20 protein-coding genes, 1 riboswitch and 1 other annotated feature are annotated in these 20,707 nt (G+C 44.3%); of the genes, 7 read left to right on the top strand and 13 right to left on the bottom strand.

What is annotated here, in order from left to right; translation table 11 throughout:
• Positions 1–216 precede the first annotated feature (216 nt).
• Entirely contained in the window at positions 217–1,059 is an 843-nt protein-coding gene (focA, locus tag AB4185_RS02885; protein ID WP_065583873.1) for a formate transporter FocA, read from the bottom strand.
• Positions 1,060–1,421: 362 nt separating this feature from the next.
• The gene (locus tag AB4185_RS02880; RefSeq protein WP_102332943.1) at positions 1,422–2,729 is read right to left on the bottom strand and encodes an ATPase; all 1,308 of its coding nucleotides are present in this window, start codon (positions 2,727–2,729) and stop codon (positions 1,422–1,424) included.
• A gap of 257 nt (positions 2,730–2,986) precedes the next feature.
• Between AB4185_RS02880 and AB4185_RS02875 the strand changes: the two genes are divergently transcribed.
• The 3 genes from AB4185_RS02875 (at position 2,987) to AB4185_RS02865 (ending at position 4,844) form a co-directional block, all read left to right on the top strand.
• Positions 2,987–3,217, top strand: a complete 231-nt coding sequence (locus tag AB4185_RS02875; RefSeq protein ID WP_372134809.1) for a TIGR02647 family protein — start codon at positions 2,987–2,989, stop codon at positions 3,215–3,217.
• Between the two features lie 114 nt (positions 3,218–3,331).
• Positions 3,332–4,186: an NAD(P)H-binding protein gene (locus AB4185_RS02870; protein WP_017060279.1), complete on the top strand. Its 855-nt coding sequence runs from the start codon at positions 3,332–3,334 to the stop codon at positions 4,184–4,186.
• Positions 4,179–4,844 carry a YdcF family protein gene (locus AB4185_RS02865; protein WP_032545711.1) on the top strand — a complete coding sequence of 222 codons (666 nt, stop codon included), beginning with the start codon at positions 4,179–4,181 and terminating at the stop codon, positions 4,842–4,844. Before AB4185_RS02870 ends, AB4185_RS02865 begins: the two co-directional genes overlap by 8 nt.
• A 149-nt stretch (positions 4,845–4,993) precedes the next feature.
• Here AB4185_RS02865 and AB4185_RS02860 read toward each other — a convergent pair whose 3' ends face one another.
• Positions 4,994–5,572, bottom strand: coding sequence for a thymidine kinase (locus AB4185_RS02860; RefSeq protein WP_017060277.1), 579 nt, complete (start codon positions 5,570–5,572; stop codon positions 4,994–4,996).
• A gap of 98 nt (positions 5,573–5,670) precedes the next feature.
• Positions 5,671–7,056, bottom strand: coding sequence for a cysteine--tRNA ligase (cysS, locus tag AB4185_RS02855; protein WP_017060276.1), 1,386 nt, complete (start codon positions 7,054–7,056; stop codon positions 5,671–5,673).
• 365 nt (positions 7,057–7,421) lie between these two features.
• Between cysS and AB4185_RS02850 the strand changes: the two genes are divergently transcribed.
• From AB4185_RS02850 to AB4185_RS02835, 4 genes are all read left to right on the top strand, one after another.
• Complete coding sequence (locus tag AB4185_RS02850) at positions 7,422–7,916, top strand: peptidylprolyl isomerase (protein WP_017060275.1); 495 nt, start codon at positions 7,422–7,424, stop codon at positions 7,914–7,916.
• Between the two features lie 77 nt (positions 7,917–7,993).
• Positions 7,994–8,728, top strand: a complete 735-nt coding sequence (gene lpxH, locus AB4185_RS02845) for a UDP-2,3-diacylglucosamine diphosphatase (RefSeq protein WP_017060274.1) — start codon at positions 7,994–7,996, stop codon at positions 8,726–8,728.
• 123 nt (positions 8,729–8,851) lie between these two features.
• Positions 8,852–10,069 carry an EAL and HDOD domain-containing protein gene (locus AB4185_RS02840; RefSeq protein WP_029235300.1) on the top strand — a complete coding sequence of 406 codons (1,218 nt, stop codon included), beginning with the start codon at positions 8,852–8,854 and terminating at the stop codon, positions 10,067–10,069.
• Positions 10,070–10,205: 136 nt separating this feature from the next.
• Entirely contained in the window at positions 10,206–10,718 is a 513-nt protein-coding gene (locus AB4185_RS02835; protein ID WP_017060272.1) for a YchJ family protein, read from the top strand.
• Between the two features lie 241 nt (positions 10,719–10,959).
• On the opposite strand, the gene hisIE is transcribed toward AB4185_RS02835, so the two are convergent.
• From hisIE to AB4185_RS02790, 9 genes are all read right to left on the bottom strand, one after another.
• Positions 10,960–11,610 carry a bifunctional phosphoribosyl-AMP cyclohydrolase/phosphoribosyl-ATP diphosphatase HisIE gene (gene hisIE, locus AB4185_RS02830; protein WP_017060271.1) on the bottom strand — a complete coding sequence of 217 codons (651 nt, stop codon included), beginning with the start codon at positions 11,608–11,610 and terminating at the stop codon, positions 10,960–10,962.
• Positions 11,607–12,380 carry an imidazole glycerol phosphate synthase subunit HisF gene (hisF, locus tag AB4185_RS02825; protein ID WP_017060270.1) on the bottom strand — a complete coding sequence of 258 codons (774 nt, stop codon included), beginning with the start codon at positions 12,378–12,380 and terminating at the stop codon, positions 11,607–11,609. Before hisF ends, hisIE begins: the two co-directional genes overlap by 4 nt.
• Positions 12,362–13,099: a 1-(5-phosphoribosyl)-5-[(5-phosphoribosylamino)methylideneamino]imidazole-4-carboxamide isomerase gene (hisA, locus tag AB4185_RS02820; RefSeq protein ID WP_372134807.1), complete on the bottom strand. Its 738-nt coding sequence runs from the start codon at positions 13,097–13,099 to the stop codon at positions 12,362–12,364. Before hisA ends, hisF begins: the two co-directional genes overlap by 19 nt.
• A 43-nt stretch (positions 13,100–13,142) precedes the next feature.
• A complete protein-coding gene (hisH, locus tag AB4185_RS02815) occupies positions 13,143–13,757 on the bottom strand; it encodes an imidazole glycerol phosphate synthase subunit HisH (RefSeq protein WP_017060268.1) in 615 nt (204 codons plus the stop codon).
• Positions 13,758–13,766: 9 nt separating this feature from the next.
• Positions 13,767–14,855 carry a bifunctional histidinol-phosphatase/imidazoleglycerol-phosphate dehydratase HisB gene (gene hisB, locus AB4185_RS02810; protein ID WP_017060267.1) on the bottom strand — a complete coding sequence of 363 codons (1,089 nt, stop codon included), beginning with the start codon at positions 14,853–14,855 and terminating at the stop codon, positions 13,767–13,769.
• 129 nt (positions 14,856–14,984) lie between these two features.
• Entirely contained in the window at positions 14,985–16,025 is a 1,041-nt protein-coding gene (gene hisC, locus AB4185_RS02805; protein ID WP_017060266.1) for a histidinol-phosphate transaminase, read from the bottom strand.
• 9 nt (positions 16,026–16,034) lie between these two features.
• Positions 16,035–17,336, bottom strand: a complete 1,302-nt coding sequence (gene hisD, locus AB4185_RS02800) for a histidinol dehydrogenase (RefSeq protein WP_017065318.1) — start codon at positions 17,334–17,336, stop codon at positions 16,035–16,037.
• Positions 17,336–18,232, bottom strand: coding sequence for an ATP phosphoribosyltransferase (gene hisG, locus AB4185_RS02795; RefSeq protein ID WP_017060264.1), 897 nt, complete (start codon positions 18,230–18,232; stop codon positions 17,336–17,338). Before hisG ends, hisD begins: the two co-directional genes overlap by 1 nt.
• 53 nt (positions 18,233–18,285) lie before the next feature.
• Positions 18,286–18,421: a sequence feature (His leader region), on the bottom strand.
• A 190-nt stretch (positions 18,422–18,611) separates the two neighbouring features.
• Positions 18,612–20,204: a Na+/H+ antiporter NhaC family protein gene (locus AB4185_RS02790; RefSeq protein ID WP_372058799.1), complete on the bottom strand. Its 1,593-nt coding sequence runs from the start codon at positions 20,202–20,204 to the stop codon at positions 18,612–18,614.
• Positions 20,205–20,316: 112 nt separating this feature from the next.
• Positions 20,317–20,494, bottom strand: a riboswitch (Lysine riboswitch).
• Positions 20,495–20,707 lie beyond the last annotated feature (213 nt).

Here is a 20,707-nt window from a genome sequence, read left to right as displayed (position 1 = left end):
TGATTTCAAAGACATATACACACGTGCAGAACTGCGTTGTTAAGCGTTCAAATGATAATTTAAGAATTCAACGAGTAAGTTTTCCACAAATAAAAAACGGCCTGCAATGCAGGCCGTCTTGTAAATGTCATAAGTCAGTTCAATGTTTCCACTCTGAGCTTTAACTAATCTTGTCACTGAGCTAGTCACACAAGCTTTGTTGATCCGCCATCTTTATTAATCGCGTAAATAAATCAACCAATACCACATGCCAACAAAGATACCGCCGCCGATGATGTTACCGATAGTAACGGGCAGCAAGTTGTTCATCAGAAAGTCCATCATGTTTAGGTCAACATAGTCTGCTGGATTAGCCCCTGTCATTGTCCAGAATTCAGTTGGAGCAAATGTTTTGATACCGATAGCTAAAGGAACTTGGAACATATTCGCAATACAGTGCTCAAAGCCCGATGATACAAACATCGCGACAGGTAAAATCAGTACTGCAATTTTGTCAGTCAGTGTTCGTCCACTAAACGTCATCCATACCGCGATACAAACCAATACGTTACACATGATGCCAAGCGCGATAGCTTGGATAAAACCATGGTGCATTTTGTGCTGAGAGATGGCCATGGCATTCAAACCCACTTGCCCATGGTCGAACATGTACTGTTTAGTCAGAAGCATGCATGCCACTAGCAATAAAGCACCAATAAGGTTACCGATATAAACGGTCGCCCAGTTCTTTACTAGGGTTCCCCAGCTAATCTTGCCACTTGCACGAGCAACAAGAGTGAGCACCGAACTGGTAAATAGTTCACCGCCAGTAACAACAACGAGGATTAGGCCCAAGCTAAATGCAAGGCCACCTAGGACGCGAGTAATACCCCAAGGTAAATCACCAGCGCCAGTGGTTACAATTGTGTAGAACACAAACGCAATACCGATATGTATGCCAGCTGAAATCGCTAGGAGAAAAGATTTGGTTGGATCTTTGGTTGCTTTACCTACGCCAATATCTGCAGCGCGCTCAGCCATTTGTGGCGGTAATAATGAGTCAAATTGGTTTAGATTCATGATGATTTACATTTTGAAACATGTTGTCGGGAGCGCGATAATCCTCTCTTTCATTTCTGAATTCAAGAGCTATTTGGGACTCAAAATACCTCCCACAACCTTGTGGAAAGGAAATAGCCCAAGTTATTCAAAATTCATACGACTTTAGTAGTAAAAAGAAAACTATGCTGAATGATTAGTTATCAGCATAGAAAATAACACATCTATAAATATCAACAAGTTACGTTAAAAATAAAAGAATAACGTACACTAAAATGGCTCACAGAGCGCTTTTATTTCTAGATTTTGACATAGATCAACAGAACGTAAAAAAGCGCCCTAAGGCGCTTTTAACTCAATCACAAATAAAGAAATTAGTGATGCTAAACCGAAGGTTCAATCACTTCTTCTGATGATTGTTCTAGGGTTGAATCCTCTAGAGTAGATTCAACAGCTGGGGACATCACATCAGAGTCACTTTCGTTGGCCACTTTGCCACCTAAGCTTTTCAAACTATCCACTAACTCTTCTAAGCTTTTAATGTGAGCATCACTCTTGGTAATCTGCTCACCGAGCAACTCACTGTGCTTGGTCGCTTCAACCAATTTCTGTGTTTGTTTCTGATTCTCACTTTCTAACTTAGCGAGTCGTTCAGTCAAAGTTTTAATCTCTGACTTTAATGACGCCGTCATGTCTGAGCCTTTCAGCGCTTTAACACTCGCTACAATTTTTTGAGACTGAAGGCGCAATACAACATCACGGTGATCTTCATCATTAACCACTTGTGAAATGCTCAGCAACTGATTCTCTGCATTCAAAACCGATTGTTCGAACTTGTCGCCTTTTACACTCGCGAGCACTTTTACTTCATGAGCGACACTGCGCACGTGGTTCAACTCAAACTCCGCAGCGTGTACCGCATCTTCAATGATCGACTTTTCACGGGGACTGGCTTTGACTTGGCTTTCTGCCAAAGCAATTTGAGATGCTGCTTTAGCAAACGTCAGTGGAGCAACGTCATCGAAATCTTCATCTTCCAAGAACTCTAATTCGTTCTTCAAAGGTTCGATGTATTTCTTATGTGCCACTTTAACTTCTAGTAAGCGAGCATTGTTAAGAAATTCCACCTGCGCTTCTTGAGCGTCTTCAAGCTCATCGACCAGAACATACTCAAACAACTCGCTGTATTCTGAATACAAACGTTTGTAGCTCGAGGTAAACATGGTATCTGCGCCAAGAAACTTCAGGTAATCCATTTGGACAATCGAATCCGCGAGTACTCGATCAGCCTTCTTCTTTAACACTAAGATCGAGTCATAGTTTGATTTGATCAAAGCGATTTTTTCATCGAAGGCTTCAGCGTAAGTTAGGCTCGAAAAAATGGAGTAACTCTTGGTTATCCGAGTTTCGTCTTTAAGTAAGTCCGCATAAATGCTTTCAGCATCATCCCATGCGTCTAATAGTTCATTGTAATTCTCTGGTGCATAGAGAGACAATTGAGCATGGTCTTCAAGCTTAACTTCCCATTCGGAGTAAACGCTTTGGACAGACTGAAATGAACGGACCTCTATTGTCGATTCATTATTGTTGTTTGTGGTTTGGTTCGCGTCTGTCTGCTCTGAGGGTGTACTTTGACAACCTGAGATAGCAAATAGCATACTGATCGTTAATGCTACTTTGTTCGCTCTCACTTATGCATATCCTTTTTATACAATATTCGCTCAATGCAAATTATTTCTAGTCACAATATATTACAACCACTTAGCAATAAACATCACTGATGATTTAAGTGGGTGCAAATCACCCAATATAACCAAAATAAACTCATCACTCGATGATTAATCAATCAATTTGGTATCACTTATCAATTCTCTTTATTTGCTATTGCCTGAGCCGAGAATGCGCACTAAGGTGAAGGTAGAGAACGTTATGAATATATAGGTCAATTATGAAGTACAACGCTGAACATATTGCTGATTTAAACCTCCTTCTTCAATTTAATGTAAGTAGTGCAGCTACTGGAATTAAAGTCCATCAAGAGGCAGCTCAAGAAACTCAAGACGCTGTTAAGCGCCTATTCGAAAAAAACCTTTGTACTCAGCCAGACGGCGGTTACCTAACAGATGAAGGTATCGAGATGGCAGAGCGCGCAGACAAGCTTCTTCGCGTACTAAACTAAAGCTCCATTGTTCTAGTAAAAACTCCACTTGCTTCGGCCGTGGAGTTTTTTCATTTTTGGGCAAAGCTTTGTTAGGCTTATTGTAAATTCGTCATTTGCAGTTGTGAGGAACACATGGCTTCTATATTTATTGTCGGTGCAGGATGGGTAGGTGCACCTTTATCTGAACATTTAGAAAAACATGGTAACCGAGTAGTGGTCACGAAAACGACCCAAGCGGGAGCAGATGCCATTGGTAGCGAACAAATTCCATGTGAAGTGTTTAGCTTTGATTCATCCGATCCACAACAGACTATCGGGCGACTCTATTCATTGTTACTCGAAAACAACACTGAAATTGTGATTGGCAGCTTCCCTCCTGGCTTTAGAAAAGGAGCAGGACAAGAGTATGCCGACTACTGGCAGCAACTCACCAATGCATGCCAAAAGGCCAACATTAAAAAGCTCATTATGGTTAGTTCAACTACGGTATACCCAACTAAGCCGGGTGTGCTGAACGAGCTGGATGCATCACTCCCCCTTTCGACCTCAGATAACGAGCACGCGTCTTTATTTTCCGATAACGCACGAATCATGCTGCAAGCTGAACAGTCAGTGATTGATTCCGGTATCGACTACACCATTCTTCGCTTTAGTGGCTTAATCGGCCCAAGCCGTCACCCATCACGCTTCGCAAGCAAGTTAAAACAAGTCAGCACTCAAGCTCCAGCCAACATGCTGCACCTTGATGATGCAATTGGTGCTGTCGATTTCGCTATCAGTCAACTGCACAATGAAATAGTTAACGTGACCACACCAAATACAGTCAGTAAGGCGGAGTTTTATGCCGCGGCACTGAAAAGCGCCAACAGCAGTGAGCCTCTGCCCGCTGTTGTTGATACCCCAGACAAGTTAATCTCTTCGAAGAAGATTCTCGACTTAGGTTATTCATTTAAATTCGAATCCACACTGGACGCACTTCATGACTGAACAATCTATTGCTAACAAAAATCCCAACATAAAACTGCATCGCTCAGTCGACACCCTTTGGAACTTTATGTCGATGGGTCACAAGGTTACGCCTTCCGACTGTATCTTTGTATTGTGTAGCAACGATACTCGCGTAGCTGAATATGCAGCCGAGCTTTATCACCAACAGATCGCGCCTTACATCGTTTTTTCTGGCGGTGTGGGGCGCTTTACCGAAAGAAGCTTTGAACGCTCAGAAGCAGAAACATTCGCTTCTATCGCACGAGATTGTGGCGTGCCTGACTCTGACATTATCATAGAGAAACACGCAACAAATACTGGGGAAAATGTACGATTCACTCATGAGTTGCTGACAGAAAAAGGGTTATCGCCGAAGAGGCTAACCTTAGTTCAGAAGCCCTTCATGGAGAAACGTACCTACGCAACCTTCAGTAAACAATGGCCTGACGAAACTTCCGAGATTACCGTGACGTCGCGATGGCAAACTTGGGATGATTACTTTAACGAAGAGTTGCCGTTAGATATGGTGTTAGGCGCATTAATTGCTGATTACGAGCGAATCAAATCCTACCCAGAGAAAGGCTTTCAGATTGAGATGCCGATCCCCGACGACGTTGACCACGCCTATCAAGCATTGAAGAAGCTCGGTTTCGAATAAGCAAAAGTTAGACTTTGAACAAAGTAAAAGCTCGGCAGGAAATAAAACAAAAGCTCGGCTTGGAAGAAAGCAAAACACAGGCCCAATAAACAAAAACGGTGACACTTGGTCACCGTTTTTCGTTCTTTCGCGTTAGCAAATAGAGCTGCTTATTTACCTAACGCTTCTTTGTAGTGCAGACGGCAAACAGAAACGTATTTGTCGTTACCGCCAATAGCCACTTGGTCGCCCTCAGCAATCGCCACACCGTGCTCGTCGGTACGAATTACCATGTTCGCTTTACGGCCACAGTGACAAATTGTTTTAAGCTCAACAAGTTTATCTGCCCAAGACAGTAAGTAACGGCTACCTTCAAACAGTTCACCCAGGAAATCGGTACGTAGGCCGTAACAAAGTACAGGGATGTGCAGCTTATCAACCACTTCTGTTAATTGGTACACCTGCTCCTTCGATAAAAATTGGCACTCATCGATCAAAACACAATGACGCTTTTCTTCCTCATTGAGCTTTTTGATCGCATCAAACATGTTGGTGTCATTTTTAAACAGCTGAGCTTCAGATTGCAGACCAATTCGTGAGCTCACTTTACCGATACCATAGCGATCGTCCAAAGCTGCCGTAAAGATCACTGGCGTCATGCCACGTTCTTGGTAGTTGAATGAAGATTGAAGAAGCGTTGTTGATTTACCCGCATTCATTGCCGAGTAATAAAAATACATCTGAGCCACAGAAATATTCCTGTTAATTAAAAGTTGAAGATAGAAAAGGTGAAAATAGAGAATTCGTGCTAGAAAAAAGGGCTGAAAATCAGCCCTTTTTATAAGATTTACTTACGACGCCAAGTCGTACCTTCTGGGCCATCTTCCAGAACAATACCCAACTCGTTTAGCTTATCACGTGCAAGGTCGGCATTTGCCCAATCCTTTGAAGCACGAGAGTCGTTACGCAGTTTGATCAACGCTTCGATTTCAGCCACTTCGTCGTCGTTACCTGCCGCATCACCTTGTAGGAAGGCTTCTGGCTCTTGGTGAAGAATACCGATGATGTCTGCTAGTTCACGCATCAATGCACCCAGTCCGCTTGCTTTTTCAATGCTTTCAGGCTTGATACGGTTGATTTCACGAGCCATTTCAAACAGTACTGAATAAGCTTCAGGTGTGTTGAAATCATCGTTCATCGCTGTAGAGAATCGAGTCACGTACTCTTCGCCACCGGCAGGAGCGGCTGTAAGGTCTAGGCCACGAAGTGACGTGTATAGACGCTCTAGTGATGCGCGAGCTTGGTTTAGGTTATCTTCGCTGTAGTTTAGCTGGCTACGGTAGTGACCAGACATTAGGAAGTAACGTACCGTTTCAGCATCGTAATGTGCTAGCACGTCACGGATAGTGAAGAAGTTACCTAGTGACTTAGACATCTTCTCTTTGTCTACCATCACCATACCACTGTGCATCCAAGTATTTACATACTGAGTGCCGTGCGCGCAGCAAGACTGTGCGATTTCGTTTTCGTGGTGAGGGAACTGCAGATCTGAACCACCACCGTGGATATCGAAGTGGTTACCCAGAATAGACGAGTTCATTGCTGAACATTCGATGTGCCAACCTGGACGACCCGGGCCCCATGGCGATTCCCATGTAGGTTCACCTGGCTTAGACATCTTCCAAAGAACGAAGTCTAGTGGGCTGCGTTTTGCAGATTCAACATCAACGCGAGCACCCGCTTGAAGCTGATCAAGGTCTTGCTTTGAAAGCTTACCGTATTCGTCGAATTTCTTTACTTCAAACATCACGTCGCCGTTGCTTGCAACGTATGCGAAACCACGTTCAATCAGCTTTTCAACAAGCTCGATGATTTCAGTGATGTATTCTGTCGCACGAGGCTCAACATCTGGACGCTTCATGTTCAATGCATCAAAGTCAGCGTGCATCTCACCGATTAAACGCTCAGTCAGAGAGTCACAAGACTCACCGTTTTCGTTAGCGCGTTTGATGATTTTGTCATCGATATCTGTGATGTTACGAACGAAATTCAAATCGTAACCAAGGTAACGAAGGTAACGAGTTACTACGTCGAAAGAAACGAACGTACGACCATGACCAATATGACAGAGATCGTATATGGTTACCCCACAGACATACATGCCGACTTTGCCAGCTGTAATTGGTTTGAATTCCTCTTTCTGTCTTGTGAGCGTGTTATATATCTTCAGCATGATCTCTATCTATTTTATGGATTAATCAAAATAAGCTCGCAGTATAACAAGTCATACCTTAATAGGTAATCCCTAAAAGCAGGAATTATACCCATCACGGTAAGTAGATGGTTATAAATAGCGCAGAAAAAATGCTTGAGAACAAGGAAGCTCTTTTCGACAAAAAGTTTCGATAAGTAGTTATTCTACATTCAAAATTTCTAACGACGTTATCAAGTGTTTTAACAAGCTAGGATGGCCAGTTATTTACTACGATTGGTATTACCTCAAACATCCGAGTTAAGTTAATGATTTGGTGATTTGAAAGTCTGCCAACATGCGCTAGAATTCGAACTTCATATTAAAAAGACAGTAAGGTAACAATCATGATCATCCTTCACACAAATTTTGGTGATATCAAAGTTCAACTTAACGAAGAAAAAGCACCAGAAACAAGCGCAAACTTTCTACAGTATTGCCGTGACGGTTTCTACGACAACACACTATTCCACCGTGTTATCGATGGTTTCATGATTCAAGGCGGCGGCATGACTTCTGGCCTTAAAGAAAAGGCAACTCGTGCAACGATCAAGAACGAAGCAAACAACGGTCTAGCGAACAAAGTTGGTACGCTAGCAATGGCTCGTACTATGGAACCGCATTCAGCCAGCTCTCAGTTCTTCATCAACGTTAACGACAACTCTTTCCTAAACTTCCGTAGCGAAAGCCTAGACGGTTGGGGCTACTGTGTATTCGCAGAAGTTGTTGAAGGCATGGACATCGTAAACAAGATTAAAGGTGTTAGCACTGGTTCTATGGGTATGCACCAAGATGTACCTCTAGAAGAAGTGATCATCACTGGTACTACAATCGAAGCTTAATTCATCGCTTTCGGTTAGTATTGATGAGCCGATAAAATCAGGATATAGGGAGCGAATCGCTCCCTTTTTTTAGACCTATGAAAACATATTTTATATCAGATCTGCACCTTTCTCCGTCACGAGAAGACATCACAGACTGCTTCTTAACCTTTATGAAGAAAGAAGCCGTAGAAGCGGATGCACTTTACGTATTAGGTGACCTTTTCGAATTCTGGATTGGTGACGATGATAAGAGTGAATTCGCGACTTCTATCCGCCAAGCGTTTATCGACTTAGTGAAAACAGGCGTGCCTTGTTACTTTACTCAAGGGAACCGCGACTTCTTAGTCGGCAAAAAATTTGCTAAGCAAACGGGCGTACAACTTCTCGACGAAGTTTCTACGATCGATATCTACGGGCAAAAAGCGGTAGTATTGCATGGAGACACTCTATGTACTGAAGATGTAAAGTACCTCGCCTTTCGCGAAAAAGTGCATCAGCCATGGTTACAATGGGTCTTCAACCGAATTCCATTTTTCATCAAGAAGAAAATTGTTTCAAAGGTTCAATCAGATATCAAAGATGACAAGCAGACCAAGTCTCTCGACATCATGGATGTGACACAGCAAGAAGTCGAAGATGTGATGGAACGAAACAATGTCGATCTGATGATCCACGGCCATACTCACCGCCCAGACATCCATACATTTAATGCTAACAATTGCACTAAAACCCGTATCGTACTTGGCGATTGGTATACGCAAGGCTCAGTGCTGGTGTTCACGCCGCAAAGTTTTGAACTACAGAATCGAGCGTTTAGCAATAGCTTTTAACATAACGCTTAAACTTTCACTTTGATTATTATTGTCGGTCAGACTTTCTTAGAAAGTGTATGGTAATTTCTAGTGAATTAGCTATTATCTCTCTACCAGAAATAAACCGAACACAGTACCAAGTTGAAATATTCATACGTAGCGCGTCAACCAATACTCGACACAGGCAAGAAAACCATAGGTTACGAGTTGCTATTCAGGGATGGTCCTAAGAACACTTTCCCTGAAGTAGAGCCGGAGCTCGCTACTAGCCGTTTGCTTTCCGATCACTTCTTATCGACCCACTATAATACGTTGGGTGATAAGCTTGGGTTCGTGAACTTCCCATATGCAAGCCTAATCAACTTAGTCCCTACTCTGTTCCCCAAAGAAAGCCTCGTTGTTGAGGTTCTTGAAGACTGCGAACCAACAGACGAATTACTTGAAGCAATCAAAACCATCTTTGACGCGGGTTATACCATTGCGCTAGACGACTTTGTGCCAAGTAAAGCTTGGAAGCGCTTCTTACCCTACGTTTCAATTATCAAGTTCGATATCCGTTTGACGCCAATTGCCAAAGCAGCGATGTTTATGAACTCTCTCAAAGGGCTAGATATCAAGTTCCTTGCTGAGAAAGTAGAAACGTACGAAGAATACCAAGAAGCGAAAAAAGCAGGCTTCACCTACTTTCAAGGTTATTTCTTTAGCAAGCCAGAGATGATCCAAACGCGTGCGCTCAACCCGGCATTCCTGACGACCGTTCAGCTGTTAAAAGAGATTGCGCACGACCCTATCGACTTTGGTGAAGTAGAGCGTTTGATTACGCTCGATGTGACCATGTCGTATAAGCTACTTACCTACGTAAACTCCGCTGGCGGTTCACCAACAACGATTCGTTCATTCCGCCAAGCGCTTATTTACCTTGGTGAACAAAAGCTGCGTAAGTTCGTTTCACTTGTGGCGATCGCATCAGCGAAAGAAGACAAGCCGGACTCACTCTACGGTTTAGCGGTATTACGCGCGCGTCAATGTGAGCTCTTAGTCGAGAAGATGAATGTGAAGGTTGAGCCAGGACAAGCCTTTTTGACCGGTATGTTCTCGCTACTGGATTCACTGTTTGACCAACCGTTGAAGCAAGTACTGGACTCAGTGCCAATCGACGATGAGATTAAACAGGCCCTTATCCAACGTAAAGGCGTGTTAGGTGCGATTTTGGCCATGGTTATTGCTTATGAACAAGCCCGATGGGACGAAGCAACGCGCATTCGTAAACTTCTCAAGCTCAGTGAGGCTCAACTAGGCCAAGCTTACGATGAAGCAACGACTTGGGCACAAGAGCTATTGTCTCCAGCCTTGAAATAGTAAACTTCGCGCTAACACTTTGATAATTTCAATAACTTCAACAGAAACCAAACTTTGGTGAGCGATCGTTTCTTGGTAAACTCCCACGCATTCACTTATGGCCTCTTAATAGAGGCCATTTTTACAGGATCTGACTATGTCTTTATGCCCATGCGGTAGCAAAAATACTTACCAACAGTGCTGTGAATCAGCGCACCTTCACCACAGTGCTGTTGAAACGCCTGAACAGTTGATGCGCTCTCGTTATTCAGCGCACGTGTTGGGTTTAGTTGACTATGTTGTTGCGACTTACCACCCTAGCTGCAACGCAGAAGCGCAAAGAGAAGGCATTGCCGAATCTATCAACAGTGATTGGGCAGGACTAGAAGTCATCGATACTGCGGTAGGCTCGCACCAAGACGAAGGCTTTGTTGAGTTTAAAGCTTACTTCAATGAAGAAGGCGCACAATACTGCATGCAAGAACGCTCTCGCTTTATACGTGAAGACGGTCTTTGGTACTACATTGATGGTACCTTCCCAGAGCAGGAACAAACTACACAACCAGAAATTGACCCACGTTTAAATCAAACCGTTGAGAGCTTTAAAATCGGCCGTAATGATCCGTGTATTTGTGGCAGTGGTAAGAAATACAAGAAGTGCTGCGGGTAACTCGTTCGACTAAGAAGTCAGATTAAGAGAAGAGATTCCTGATGTCGCTTAGGCTCCTCGGAATGACGCAAAGTCAGAGGTTAGAAAAGTGACGTAGGGCTTAGAAATCTTGAAATCTTGAAATCTTGAAATCTTGAAATCTTGAAATCTTGAAAATTAAAAAACTAAAAAGCCCCGTAAACATGTTTGTTTGCGGGGCTTTTGTCTGTCTTTTACGCGGTTCTATTAATCTAAAGAGAGCTTACTTATGACGCTCTTTCAGCTTGTTTACCACATCATCCATCGATAAGCCTTGGTCTTGAAGAAGAACCATTAGGTGGTAAATCAAATCTGCGGATTCACACACTAACTCCGCCTTATCGCCCGACGTCGCCGCAAGCGCGACTTCAACGCCTTCTTCGCCCACTTTTTGTGAAATACGCTTGGTGCCACGGGCATATAGACTGGCAGTATAAGAAGATTCAGGATCGGCGTCCTTGCGGGCAGCCAATAGCTGCTCAAGCTGATGAAGCCACACCATCTGAGACTCTTCTTGCTTGTCTCCATCCCAACACGTTGTTGTACCTGTGTGGCACGTTGGACCAATGGGATTAACTTTAACCAGTAAGGTGTCGCTGTCACAGTCCAAGGCGATGTTTTGCAGTTGCAATACATTGCCCGACGTTTCACCTTTCGTCCAAAGACGCTCTTTTGTGCGAGAGAAAAACGTCACATTGCCAGTTTCACCCGTTTTCTCAAGTGCGGCTGGGTTCATGTATCCCATCATTAGCACTTGGCTTGACTGGTAATCTTGAACAATCGCTGGCACTAAGCCATCTACTTTTTCCCAGTTAATACGCTCTGACAATGCGCCTACTTCTGTTTTTGATAAGCTTACGGGTTCAAAACTCATAGTCGCACCTCTACATCTTGTTGTTTTAAATACTGTTTAAGTTCACCAATATTGATGACTTGTTTGTGGAATACCGAAGCCGCAAGTGCTCCATCCACGTTGGTCTTTTTATAAGCTTCAGCAAAGTGCTCCATTGCACCAGCGCCACCAGAGGCAATCAATGGCACATTACACACTTCACGCACCATGTTTAACTGATCGATATCATAGCCGTTACGAACGCCATCTTGGTTCATCATGTTTAACACAATCTCACCTGCGCCACGCTTCTGTACTTCCTGCACCCAATCTTTGGTTTCCCATTTGGTTGCTTTAGTACGCGCTTCATCGCCTGTAAATTGGTAAACCTGATATTTACCGGTTTCTTTGTCGAAGTATGAATCGATACCGACAACGATACACTGAACGCCAAACTTATCAGCAAGGTCAGTAATCAGCTGTGGATTAGCCAATGCCGGTGAGTTGATTGACACTTTATCCGCACCAAACTCAAGAATGCGCGCTGCATCTTCTGCTGATTTAATACCACCAGCGACACAGAAAGGGATATCGATCACTTCAGCTACGCGTTTCACCCAGCTTTTATCGACCACACGGCCATCACTTGATGCGGTGATGTCATAAAATACCAATTCATCGGCGCCCTCTTCTGCATAGCGTTGTGCTAGCGGAACGATGTCACCAATAATTTCGTGGTTACGGAACTGAACGCCCTTAACCACTTGTCCGTCACGGACATCCAAACAAGGGATTATGCGCTTTGCCAACATGCAAATGCCTCCTCTGCGGTAAACTTGCCATCAAGTAGCGCACGACCCACAATCACACCCGCAACACCGCTGCCTTTAAGCGCGTCGATATCAGCTAGGCTGCCAATGCCGCCCGATGATTGGAATTGCACTTGTGGGTACTGCTTACAAAGATCAACATAGAGCTCTACGTTTGATCCTTCTAGCGTGCCGTCACGTGAAATATCGGTACACAGCACGTGTTTAAGGCCAACCGTGAGGTAGTCTTCAATCAGCGCTTCAATAGTCACACCTGAATCTTCTTGCCAACCTGAAATCGCCACTTTACGTGTGCCGCTTTCATCAATGTTGATGTCTAGAGCCAGCACGATTTTTTCCGCGCCATACTTCTCCATCCAACCTTTCACCAACTCAGGTTGCTTAACGGCTGTAGAACCAACCACAACGCGCTGTGCGCCAGCTTCTAGCAGATCAACGACATCTTGTTCGTTACGCACGCCACCACCAATCTGGATGTTCGCAGGCGTGCTAGCAAGGAGCTTAGCAATCAAGTCTAACTGACGAGCCGTTGTGTCTTTTGCGCCCGTTAAGTCAACAAGGTGCAGCCAGCCAGCGCCAGCTTGGTGGTACAGATTAAACTGCTCTGCTGGGTCTACTTTGTATTCTGTTACTTGCCCGTAGTCTCCTTGGAATAAGCGAACTACTTGGCCTTCAATTAAATCTAACGCGGGAATAATCATTTACATTCCTTATATGGCAACGTTAGCCGCTGCCTAATCCTTATTACAATTCCAAGAAGTTCTGAATCAGCTTAGAGCCAGCTTTCGAAGATCGCTCTGGGTGGAACTGAACACCATAATAATTGCCACTTTGAACCGCCGCAGTGAACGGATTACCGTAATCACATTGTGCGATTGTGTAGTCGCCCACTGGCATTGCGAAGCTATGAACAAAGTAGAAGTATTCGCCTTCTTCAATGTCTTTAAATAGCGGGTGATTAGGCGTTGCTGTTACTGTGTTCCAACCCATGTGTGGTAATGGTAAGTCGCCCGTTTCAAGTAAACGAACTTCGCCATCACACAAACCTAGGCATTCAACTAACTCATCAGCCTTTTGACCTTTCTCTTGAGACAGTTTGCCTAACAGCTGCATACCTAAACAGATACCCAGCAGAGGCTTCTCAACTTGCTTGACAAGGGTAACAAGGTCACGCTCTTGCAGGTTCTTCATTGCCTCACTTGCTGTACCTACACCGGGTAGGAATAGCTTGTCGGCAGCAAGAACAACTTCTGGTTCTTTTGAAATTTCAACTGCGTAGCCCAGACGTTCAATCGCAAACTTCACCGATGAAACGTTGGCACAACCAGTATCAATAATAACGACTTTTTGCTCTTTCATACCGAACCCTTACAGAACGCCTTTGCTGCTTGGTAACTCGTTACCTTCAACTTTGATTGCTTGGCGAAGAGTACGGCCAAACGCTTTGAACAAGCTCTCAATGATGTGGTGATCATTATTGCCATCAGAAGAAAGGTGTAGCGTACAAGCCAATGTATCAGTTAGAGAACGGAAGAAGTGAACCACCATCTCGGTTGAAAGATCACCCACTTGCTCACGGCTGAACTTAGCATCGAACTTCAGGTATGGACGACCAGAAAGGTCTAACGCACACTGAGCCAAACACTCATCCATTGGTAGGCTGAAACCAAAACGGCCAATACCACGTTTGTCGCCTAGTGCATCTTTCAATGCTTGGCCTAAAGCCAGAGCGGTATCTTCGACTGTGTGGTGATCATCAATGTGCAGGTCGCCCTTCACAGTCAGGTTCATTTGGAAACCACCGTGTGTCGCGATTTGATCAAGCATGTGGTCGAAGAAACCCATGCCGGTATCGATCTTGTTGCCACCGGTTTCATCAAGGTTTACTGCAACCTTGATATCGGTTTCTTTAGTAGTACGAACTACTTCAGCAATACGCGCATTAACCGTCAGATCTTTAACGATTTGTGGCCAGTTAAGCGTGCCTTCAGTTTCCGCATCCGGGCCATATTGAATACCGCGGATAGCCATGTTCTCTGCCAGTTGAAGATCCGTCATTCGGTCGCCAATCACAACAGAGTGTTGGAAATCGACTTTACCGCCTTGTAGGTACTCTTTAACCATACCCAGTTTAGGCTTACGGCAAGAGCAGTTGTCTTCGTCAAAGTGAGGGCAAATAAGCACGTCGTCAAACTTAACGCCTTGAGATTCGAAGAACTCCATCATCATATTGTGTGGTGCATCGAAATCTTCTTGTGGGTAGCTATCGGTACCTAGACCATCTTGGTTAGTCACCATCACTAGACGGTAACCAGCGTCTTGCAGTGCAAGTAGGCTAGGAATTACTCGCGGTTCGAATTTTAGCTTGTCTAAACGATCTACTTGAAAGTCAACTGGCGGCTCTACAATTAAGGTGCCGTCACGGTCTATAAAAAGTATTTTCTGTTGTTTACTCACTTGAACTTCCTTTTAATTTTAAATCTGGTGGCCTAGCTAAAATCAAACGCTAACCCAAAATATTGGTTTCACTTGCCAGCCCAATTAATCAACTCAAACTGGCAAATGTTATTACTGGTAAGCCTTTCATTACTGATAAAAGTTACGAATGAATCCAAGTGTCTTTTCGCACTCTTCGCGGTTACCAATACTAATACGAACACAGTCTTCAATAGGTGAATTACGCAAAATAATGCCCGTATCCCAAGCCGCTTTAAATAACTCATCGCCGTTCGGGAATTTCACCAGTAAGTAGTTACCCCAGCCATCAAAAACCGTCACTTGAGGCATACCTAATAGACCCGCCTGCAAATACGCTCGGTTAGCACTTAAATCTAGAACTTGGAACTTAGCTCGCGCTAGTCCTTGCTCTGAGAGAGCTTGAACGGCAATGTCAGCAACAGGGATTGGCACAGGATAAGGAGCGATCACTTTCAACAGTACATCGATAAGCTCTTTATTCGCTAGCGTAAAGCCACAACGTAAGCCCGCCAAAGCAAAGGCCTTCGACAAGGTGCGCAGAATCGCTAGGTTTGGATATTGCTCAAGCAAATCAACGGTTGACGCTTCTGGACAAAAATCGATATACGCTTCATCCATCACCACAATCGCTTTGTCTTGTGTCATTTCAAGCAGCTTGATGATGTCTTTACGATCAACTAAATTACCGGTTGGGTTATTTGGGCTACAAACAAACACCACTTTTACGTTGTCGAGCTGAGCTTCGATAGCTGGAAGATCCAATTGCCATTCAGAAGTCAGAGGCACAACCTTACGCTCAACACCAATCGTCTCTGCACTGATTGCGTACATACCGTAAGTGGGTGGGCAGTAAAGAATAGCGTCTTCGTTCGGCTCACAGAAAGCACGAATCAGTAATTCAATACCTTCGTCAGCACCACGCGTTGTCAGAGTTTGCTCTGATTTCACGCCTGCGTATTGAGCGTAAGCATCAATCAGCTCTTTTGGCTGACATTCGCTGTAACGGTTAAGACGAGACAAGTTCAGGTTGTACTCGTTATCAAACGGAGATTCGTTGGCGTTTAGCCATACATCACCAGTACCGCCTATGCGTCTTGCAGACAAGTAAGGTGTTAGAGCCTGAACTTGTTTTCTTGCTAACTTTTCCATGCCCTACCCTTATTTCGCTTTATTTAACTTTTCAACTCGGATAGTCACAGCGCGTTTGTGTGCATCCAAACCTTCGGCTTCCGCCATTGTTACTACTGTTGGCGCTAGGCCTTTCAACCCATCGGCTGTTAGCTCCTGCACCGTCATTCGCTTAGAGAAATCAGCCAAACCTAGGCTTGAATACGTCTTGGTATAACCGTAAGTCGGAAGAACGTGGTTTGTGCCGGATGCGTAGTCACCTGCAGATTCTGGAGACCAGTCACCAAGGAAAATTGAGCCTGCATTATCTAGCAATGGCAGCAATTCACGTGGGTTCTTGGTTTGAACGATCAAGTGCTCAGGACCGTAGAAATTCGAAATCGCAATCGCTTGAGTGATCGATTCAGCAATGATGATTAAGCTTGAAGCCAATGCTTGCTGAGCGATGTTCGCACGAGACAGTTCTTTCAGTTGCTTTTGAACCGCTTCTGTTACTTGGTCTGCAACCACTGGAGATGGAGTTACCAATACTACTTGAGAGTCAGGCCCGTGTTCCGCTTGGCTCAACAAATCCGCTGCAATGAAGTCTGCATCAGCCGTTTCATCAGCAATCACTAACACTTCAGATGGGCCAGCTGGCATATCAATAGCTGCTCCGCGGAAGTCATTACTCACTTGGCGCTTTGCTTCCGTAACGTAGGCATTACCTGGGCCGAAGATCTTATCGACTTTAGCCACACTCTCGGTACCGTAAGCCATTGCTGCAACCGCTTGACCACCACCAACGTTGTAAACTTCGTCGATCTTACAAAGCTTAGCGACATACAAGATTTCATCAGCGATTGGCGGAGGTGAACAAAGCACAACCTTACGACAACCCGCGATTTGAGCAGGAACACCTAACATAAGAACCGTTGACGGTAGTGGCGCACTGCCACCGGGAATATAAAGGCCAACAGTATTAATCGCGCGCGTCACTTGCTCACACACAACACCAGGCTGTGTCTCAACCTTAATTGGCTGCGGCTTTTGAGCTTCGTGAAACTTAGCAATGTTGCTATAAGCTTGCTCTAACGCTTGCTTCATCTCTGGTGTTAGACGAGCACACGCCTCTTCAATCTCACCCGAACTGACTCGGATAGATTCTGGAGTTACACCATCAAACTTTGCAGTCAGCTTTTTAAGCGCGGCATCGCCTTCATTTCGTACTTTTGCAATAACATCAGAAACAGTCGCTGTGATGTTTGCACCTTCAGTAATAGCTGGACGCTCTAATACCGAGTCTTGCTGTGATTCACTTAAAGATTGCCAAACAACGGTTCTCATCGTCACTACCCCATCATTTTTTCGATTGGTAATACTAGAATCGAGCTTGCACCCAACTCTTTCAGCTGTTCCATTGTTTCCCAGAACAAGTTCTCTGTACTTACTAGGTGCACGGCAACTTTGTCTTTGTCTGTAGATAGAGGAAGAACCGTTGGATCTTCAGCACCAGGCAGTAGTGCTTTGATTTGCTCTAGTTGAGAGGTTGGCGCGTGAAGCATGATGTACTTCGACTCTTTCGCTTGTTGAACACCCTGCATACGAGTCAGTAGTTTTTCAATCAGTGCGGTCTTGTCTGCGTCGAAGTCGCCAACACGTTGAATCAGTGTTGCTTTCGATTGGAAGATAGCTTCTGCTTCTTTTAGGCCGTTCGCTTCAAGCGTTGCACCTGTAGAAACTAAATCAGCGATAGCGTCTGCAAGGCCAGCGCGAGGCGCGACTTCAACCGAACCTGTTAGCATACAAGTGCTGAACTCAACACCCTGCTCGTCCATGTAGGCTTTAAGTAGTTGTGGGTAGGTTGTCGCAATACGTTTGCCCGCTAAGTCTTGTGGCCCGTTGTATTCTTCGTCTTTATTAATAGCGATTGAAAGGCGGCAACCACCGAAGTCTAAACGACGTAGTGTGCGGAACTCTGAAGGCTCTTTAAGAGCAACACGATCTAGACGAACTTCTTCTAGTTCATTTTCACCGATGAAACCAAGGTCAACTACACCATCCATGATAAGACCTGGGATGTCATCATCACGAACGAGTAACAAGTCGATTGGCATATTTAGTGAATGAACAACTAGGCGCTCACCCATGATGTTAAATTTAACACCACATTTTTTAAGTAGGTCTTGGCACTCTTTACTTAAGCGACCTTTCTTTTGAATTGCGATTCTTAGGCGTTGTGTCTGCATTGCTGTATCCCTGTGCAAATATTTGAATTTATTGATTATTTAAAAGCGCTAAAACTAAAAAACCCTCGGAAGACTTTGTCATCCCGAGGGTTTAAATCTAAATTCTTTGACTTAACCTCCGGGAGTAATCTTGCTCCCGGGTATACGTAAATCTCCCCGAAAGACTAGATAGGGTGATGATGGTGATGAATGTTCATTACTAATTTACGCATACTTATCAGCTCTTAGGTTGTTTGCTGTCTTGTCTCCACACTAACTAAGCTGACATCCTTTTTCAACCATTTATTCGAACTTTTTTCACGAAACTTAAAATTAAATTAACAGGCACAAAAAAGGGAGGCAAACGCCTCCCTGATAGTTTACTGATTAACTTTCAGTTTTAGCTTTTGCACGTCGCCATTTTGCAGCGAGAGAAGTAAGCCAATGCAAAACATACAGCGACAAACGTTAGAGACGCTGCGCCAAATGCGATGCCAATTGAAGATGTCATACCTAGAGTGATGAAACCAATGCACGATACGAACGCTACAGACAACGCGTATGGAAGCTGAGTCGAGACGTGGTCGATGTGGTTACAACGAGCACCAGTAGAAGACAGAATCGTCGTATCTGAGATTGGAGAACAGTGGTCACCAAATACTGCACCCGCTAGAACCGCACTTAGCATTGGAAGAATCAGTGCGATATCCGATGCTGCAGCCATATCACCCGCGATTGGTAGCATGATACCGAACGTACCCCAAGATGTACCTGTAGAGAACGCCATAACGCCCGCTAGAAGGAACAACATAACCGGTAACCAGTGGTAATCAATGCTGCCTGTTACTAGAGACGATAGGTAAGAACCCGTTTTCATGTCGCCGATAACAGAACCGATAGTCCATGCAAACACAAGAATCAGAATCGCGCCAAACATAGAGCTAGCACCGATCCACATTGTTCTTGCGATATCAGTCATAGATAGCTTTTGCTTGAATACTGTCGCTAGTGCTACTAGTAAGCCGATAACACCACCGTAAACAAGAGATTTACCAACATCTGTATTTTCGAATGCACCAAGTAGGTTAAACGCTTGACCATCAGCAGCTAACGCTTGACCGCCTGTGTAAAGCATCGCAGCTACAGTCGCTACGATCAATGAAACGATCGGCATGATTAGGTCAGAAACAGAACCGTTCTCGCTCTCTTCGATGTCTAGCTCTTCGTTTAGATCGTGAGCTTGCTGGCTATCGTTGTCGCCTTCAAAGCCACGACCTTGAGACGCTTCGATCTCGTGATCGCGCATCTTACCAACATCTAGACCGAACCACGCCACTGCGAACACCATCAATAGTGCAAATACCGCGTAGAAGTTCATTGGAATAAGACGAACATAAGCACCTAGAGCAGAATACTCTGTCACACCATGTGTTACTAAGATGCCACCAATAATAGTAATGATGTAAGCACCCCAACTAGAAGCTGGCATGATCACACACATAGGAGCCGCAGTAGAATCAAGAATATAAGCTAGCTTAGCGCGAGATACGTAGAAACGGTCTGTAACAGGACGAGAGATTGCACCCACTGCCAAGCTGTTGAAGTAATCATCAACAAAGATGAATACACCTAAAAATGCAGCAAGCAGTTTTGAACCACGCTTGCTCTTAACTCGAGACTGAGCCCACTCAGCGAATGCACGAGTACCACCAGAAAGCGTTAATAGCGCTGTTGTCATTCCAAGAATAATTAGGAAAGCAATGATGCTCATGTTCCAAGTATTGATACCACCATCTTCGATGAAAACACCAGATGCTTTAGTAAATACGTAGCTAGCGGCATTACCTACTGAATAGTCAGCCAGTAAGATGGCACCCATAACGATACCGACACCCAAAGAAACCAATACACGGCGGGTAACAATAGCAAGGCTCAGAGCCACAAGGGGCGGAAGCAAAGATAAAGGTGATGTTGCAAAATCTATTAAATTCATGATCTTCAAAAACCAGTTTTTTATTTGGCTAGAGATCTACTGCAGACAAACTTGATACGGCTGACCAAGCTCATGTTGAACTAAGCGAAAGGGAAGTGAACACTTCACCCAACCCTACAGTAGCGCTCCATAGTTTAAAATTAAGACTATGGCAGTGTTGTACCTATTGAGCACAACCCCAGCAAATTGCTTAGATATACAATTTACTTCGGCAATTACACCTTTCATTCCCGTTCATTGGCATCACCCCAACGGAAGTTACTTTTTATAATTGCACCTCTACGTGCGATAACATTATTAACCGTGTAAACCAGAGTTTAACAACAAATTAACCAACACCTCGCATCAGGTAGCCGCAATTGTACTCATCAAGAGCAACAATGCAACATATCATTCCGAGAAAAATAGCTTTTTGTTAATGAACTAATCAATAGAAGAATAGTCTACATAAGTTGACTACTCCACCTGTCACATATCATTTTTTAAGATATTCTTAATAATTA

This window comes from Vibrio sp. 10N.286.48.F5, from assembly GCF_041469785.1.
Classification (GTDB): Bacteria; Pseudomonadota; Gammaproteobacteria; order Enterobacterales; family Vibrionaceae; genus Vibrio; species Vibrio crassostreae_C.
The sequence above is the reverse complement of the archived record's forward strand: the minus strand, read 5'-3'. Positions and strand labels throughout refer to the sequence as shown.

Excerpts from the sequence above, each read along its gene's own strand:
- hisF (WP_017060270.1), bottom strand. The coding sequence starts at position 12,380 with ATGTTGGCAAAGCGCATAATCCCTTGTTTGGATGTCCGTGACGGACAA.
- focA (WP_065583873.1), bottom strand. The coding sequence starts at position 1,059 with ATGAATCTAAACCAATTTGACTCATTATTACCGCCACAAATGGCTGAG.
- hisIE (WP_017060271.1), bottom strand. The coding sequence starts at position 11,610 with ATGAGTTTTGAACCCGTAAGCTTATCAAAAACAGAAGTAGGCGCATTG.
- AB4185_RS02790 (WP_372058799.1), bottom strand. The coding sequence starts at position 20,204 with ATGAATTTAATAGATTTTGCAACATCACCTTTATCTTTGCTTCCGCCC.
- hisG (WP_017060264.1), bottom strand. The coding sequence starts at position 18,232 with ATGCAGACACAACGCCTAAGAATCGCAATTCAAAAGAAAGGTCGCTTA.
- AB4185_RS02875 (WP_372134809.1), top strand. The coding sequence starts at position 2,987 with ATGAAGTACAACGCTGAACATATTGCTGATTTAAACCTCCTTCTTCAA.
- hisH (WP_017060268.1), bottom strand. The coding sequence starts at position 13,757 with ATGAAAGAGCAAAAAGTCGTTATTATTGATACTGGTTGTGCCAACGTT.
- AB4185_RS02870 (WP_017060279.1), top strand. The coding sequence starts at position 3,332 with ATGGCTTCTATATTTATTGTCGGTGCAGGATGGGTAGGTGCACCTTTA.
- hisA (WP_372134807.1), bottom strand. The coding sequence starts at position 13,099 with ATGATTATTCCCGCGTTAGATTTAATTGAAGGCCAAGTAGTTCGCTTA.
- AB4185_RS02865 (WP_032545711.1), top strand. The coding sequence starts at position 4,179 with ATGACTGAACAATCTATTGCTAACAAAAATCCCAACATAAAACTGCAT.
- AB4185_RS02835 (WP_017060272.1), top strand. The coding sequence starts at position 10,206 with ATGTCTTTATGCCCATGCGGTAGCAAAAATACTTACCAACAGTGCTGT.
- cysS (WP_017060276.1), bottom strand. The coding sequence starts at position 7,056 with ATGCTGAAGATATATAACACGCTCACAAGACAGAAAGAGGAATTCAAA.
- AB4185_RS02850 (WP_017060275.1), top strand. The coding sequence starts at position 7,422 with ATGATCATCCTTCACACAAATTTTGGTGATATCAAAGTTCAACTTAAC.
- lpxH (WP_017060274.1), top strand. The coding sequence starts at position 7,994 with ATGAAAACATATTTTATATCAGATCTGCACCTTTCTCCGTCACGAGAA.
- hisC (WP_017060266.1), bottom strand. The coding sequence starts at position 16,025 with ATGGAAAAGTTAGCAAGAAAACAAGTTCAGGCTCTAACACCTTACTTG.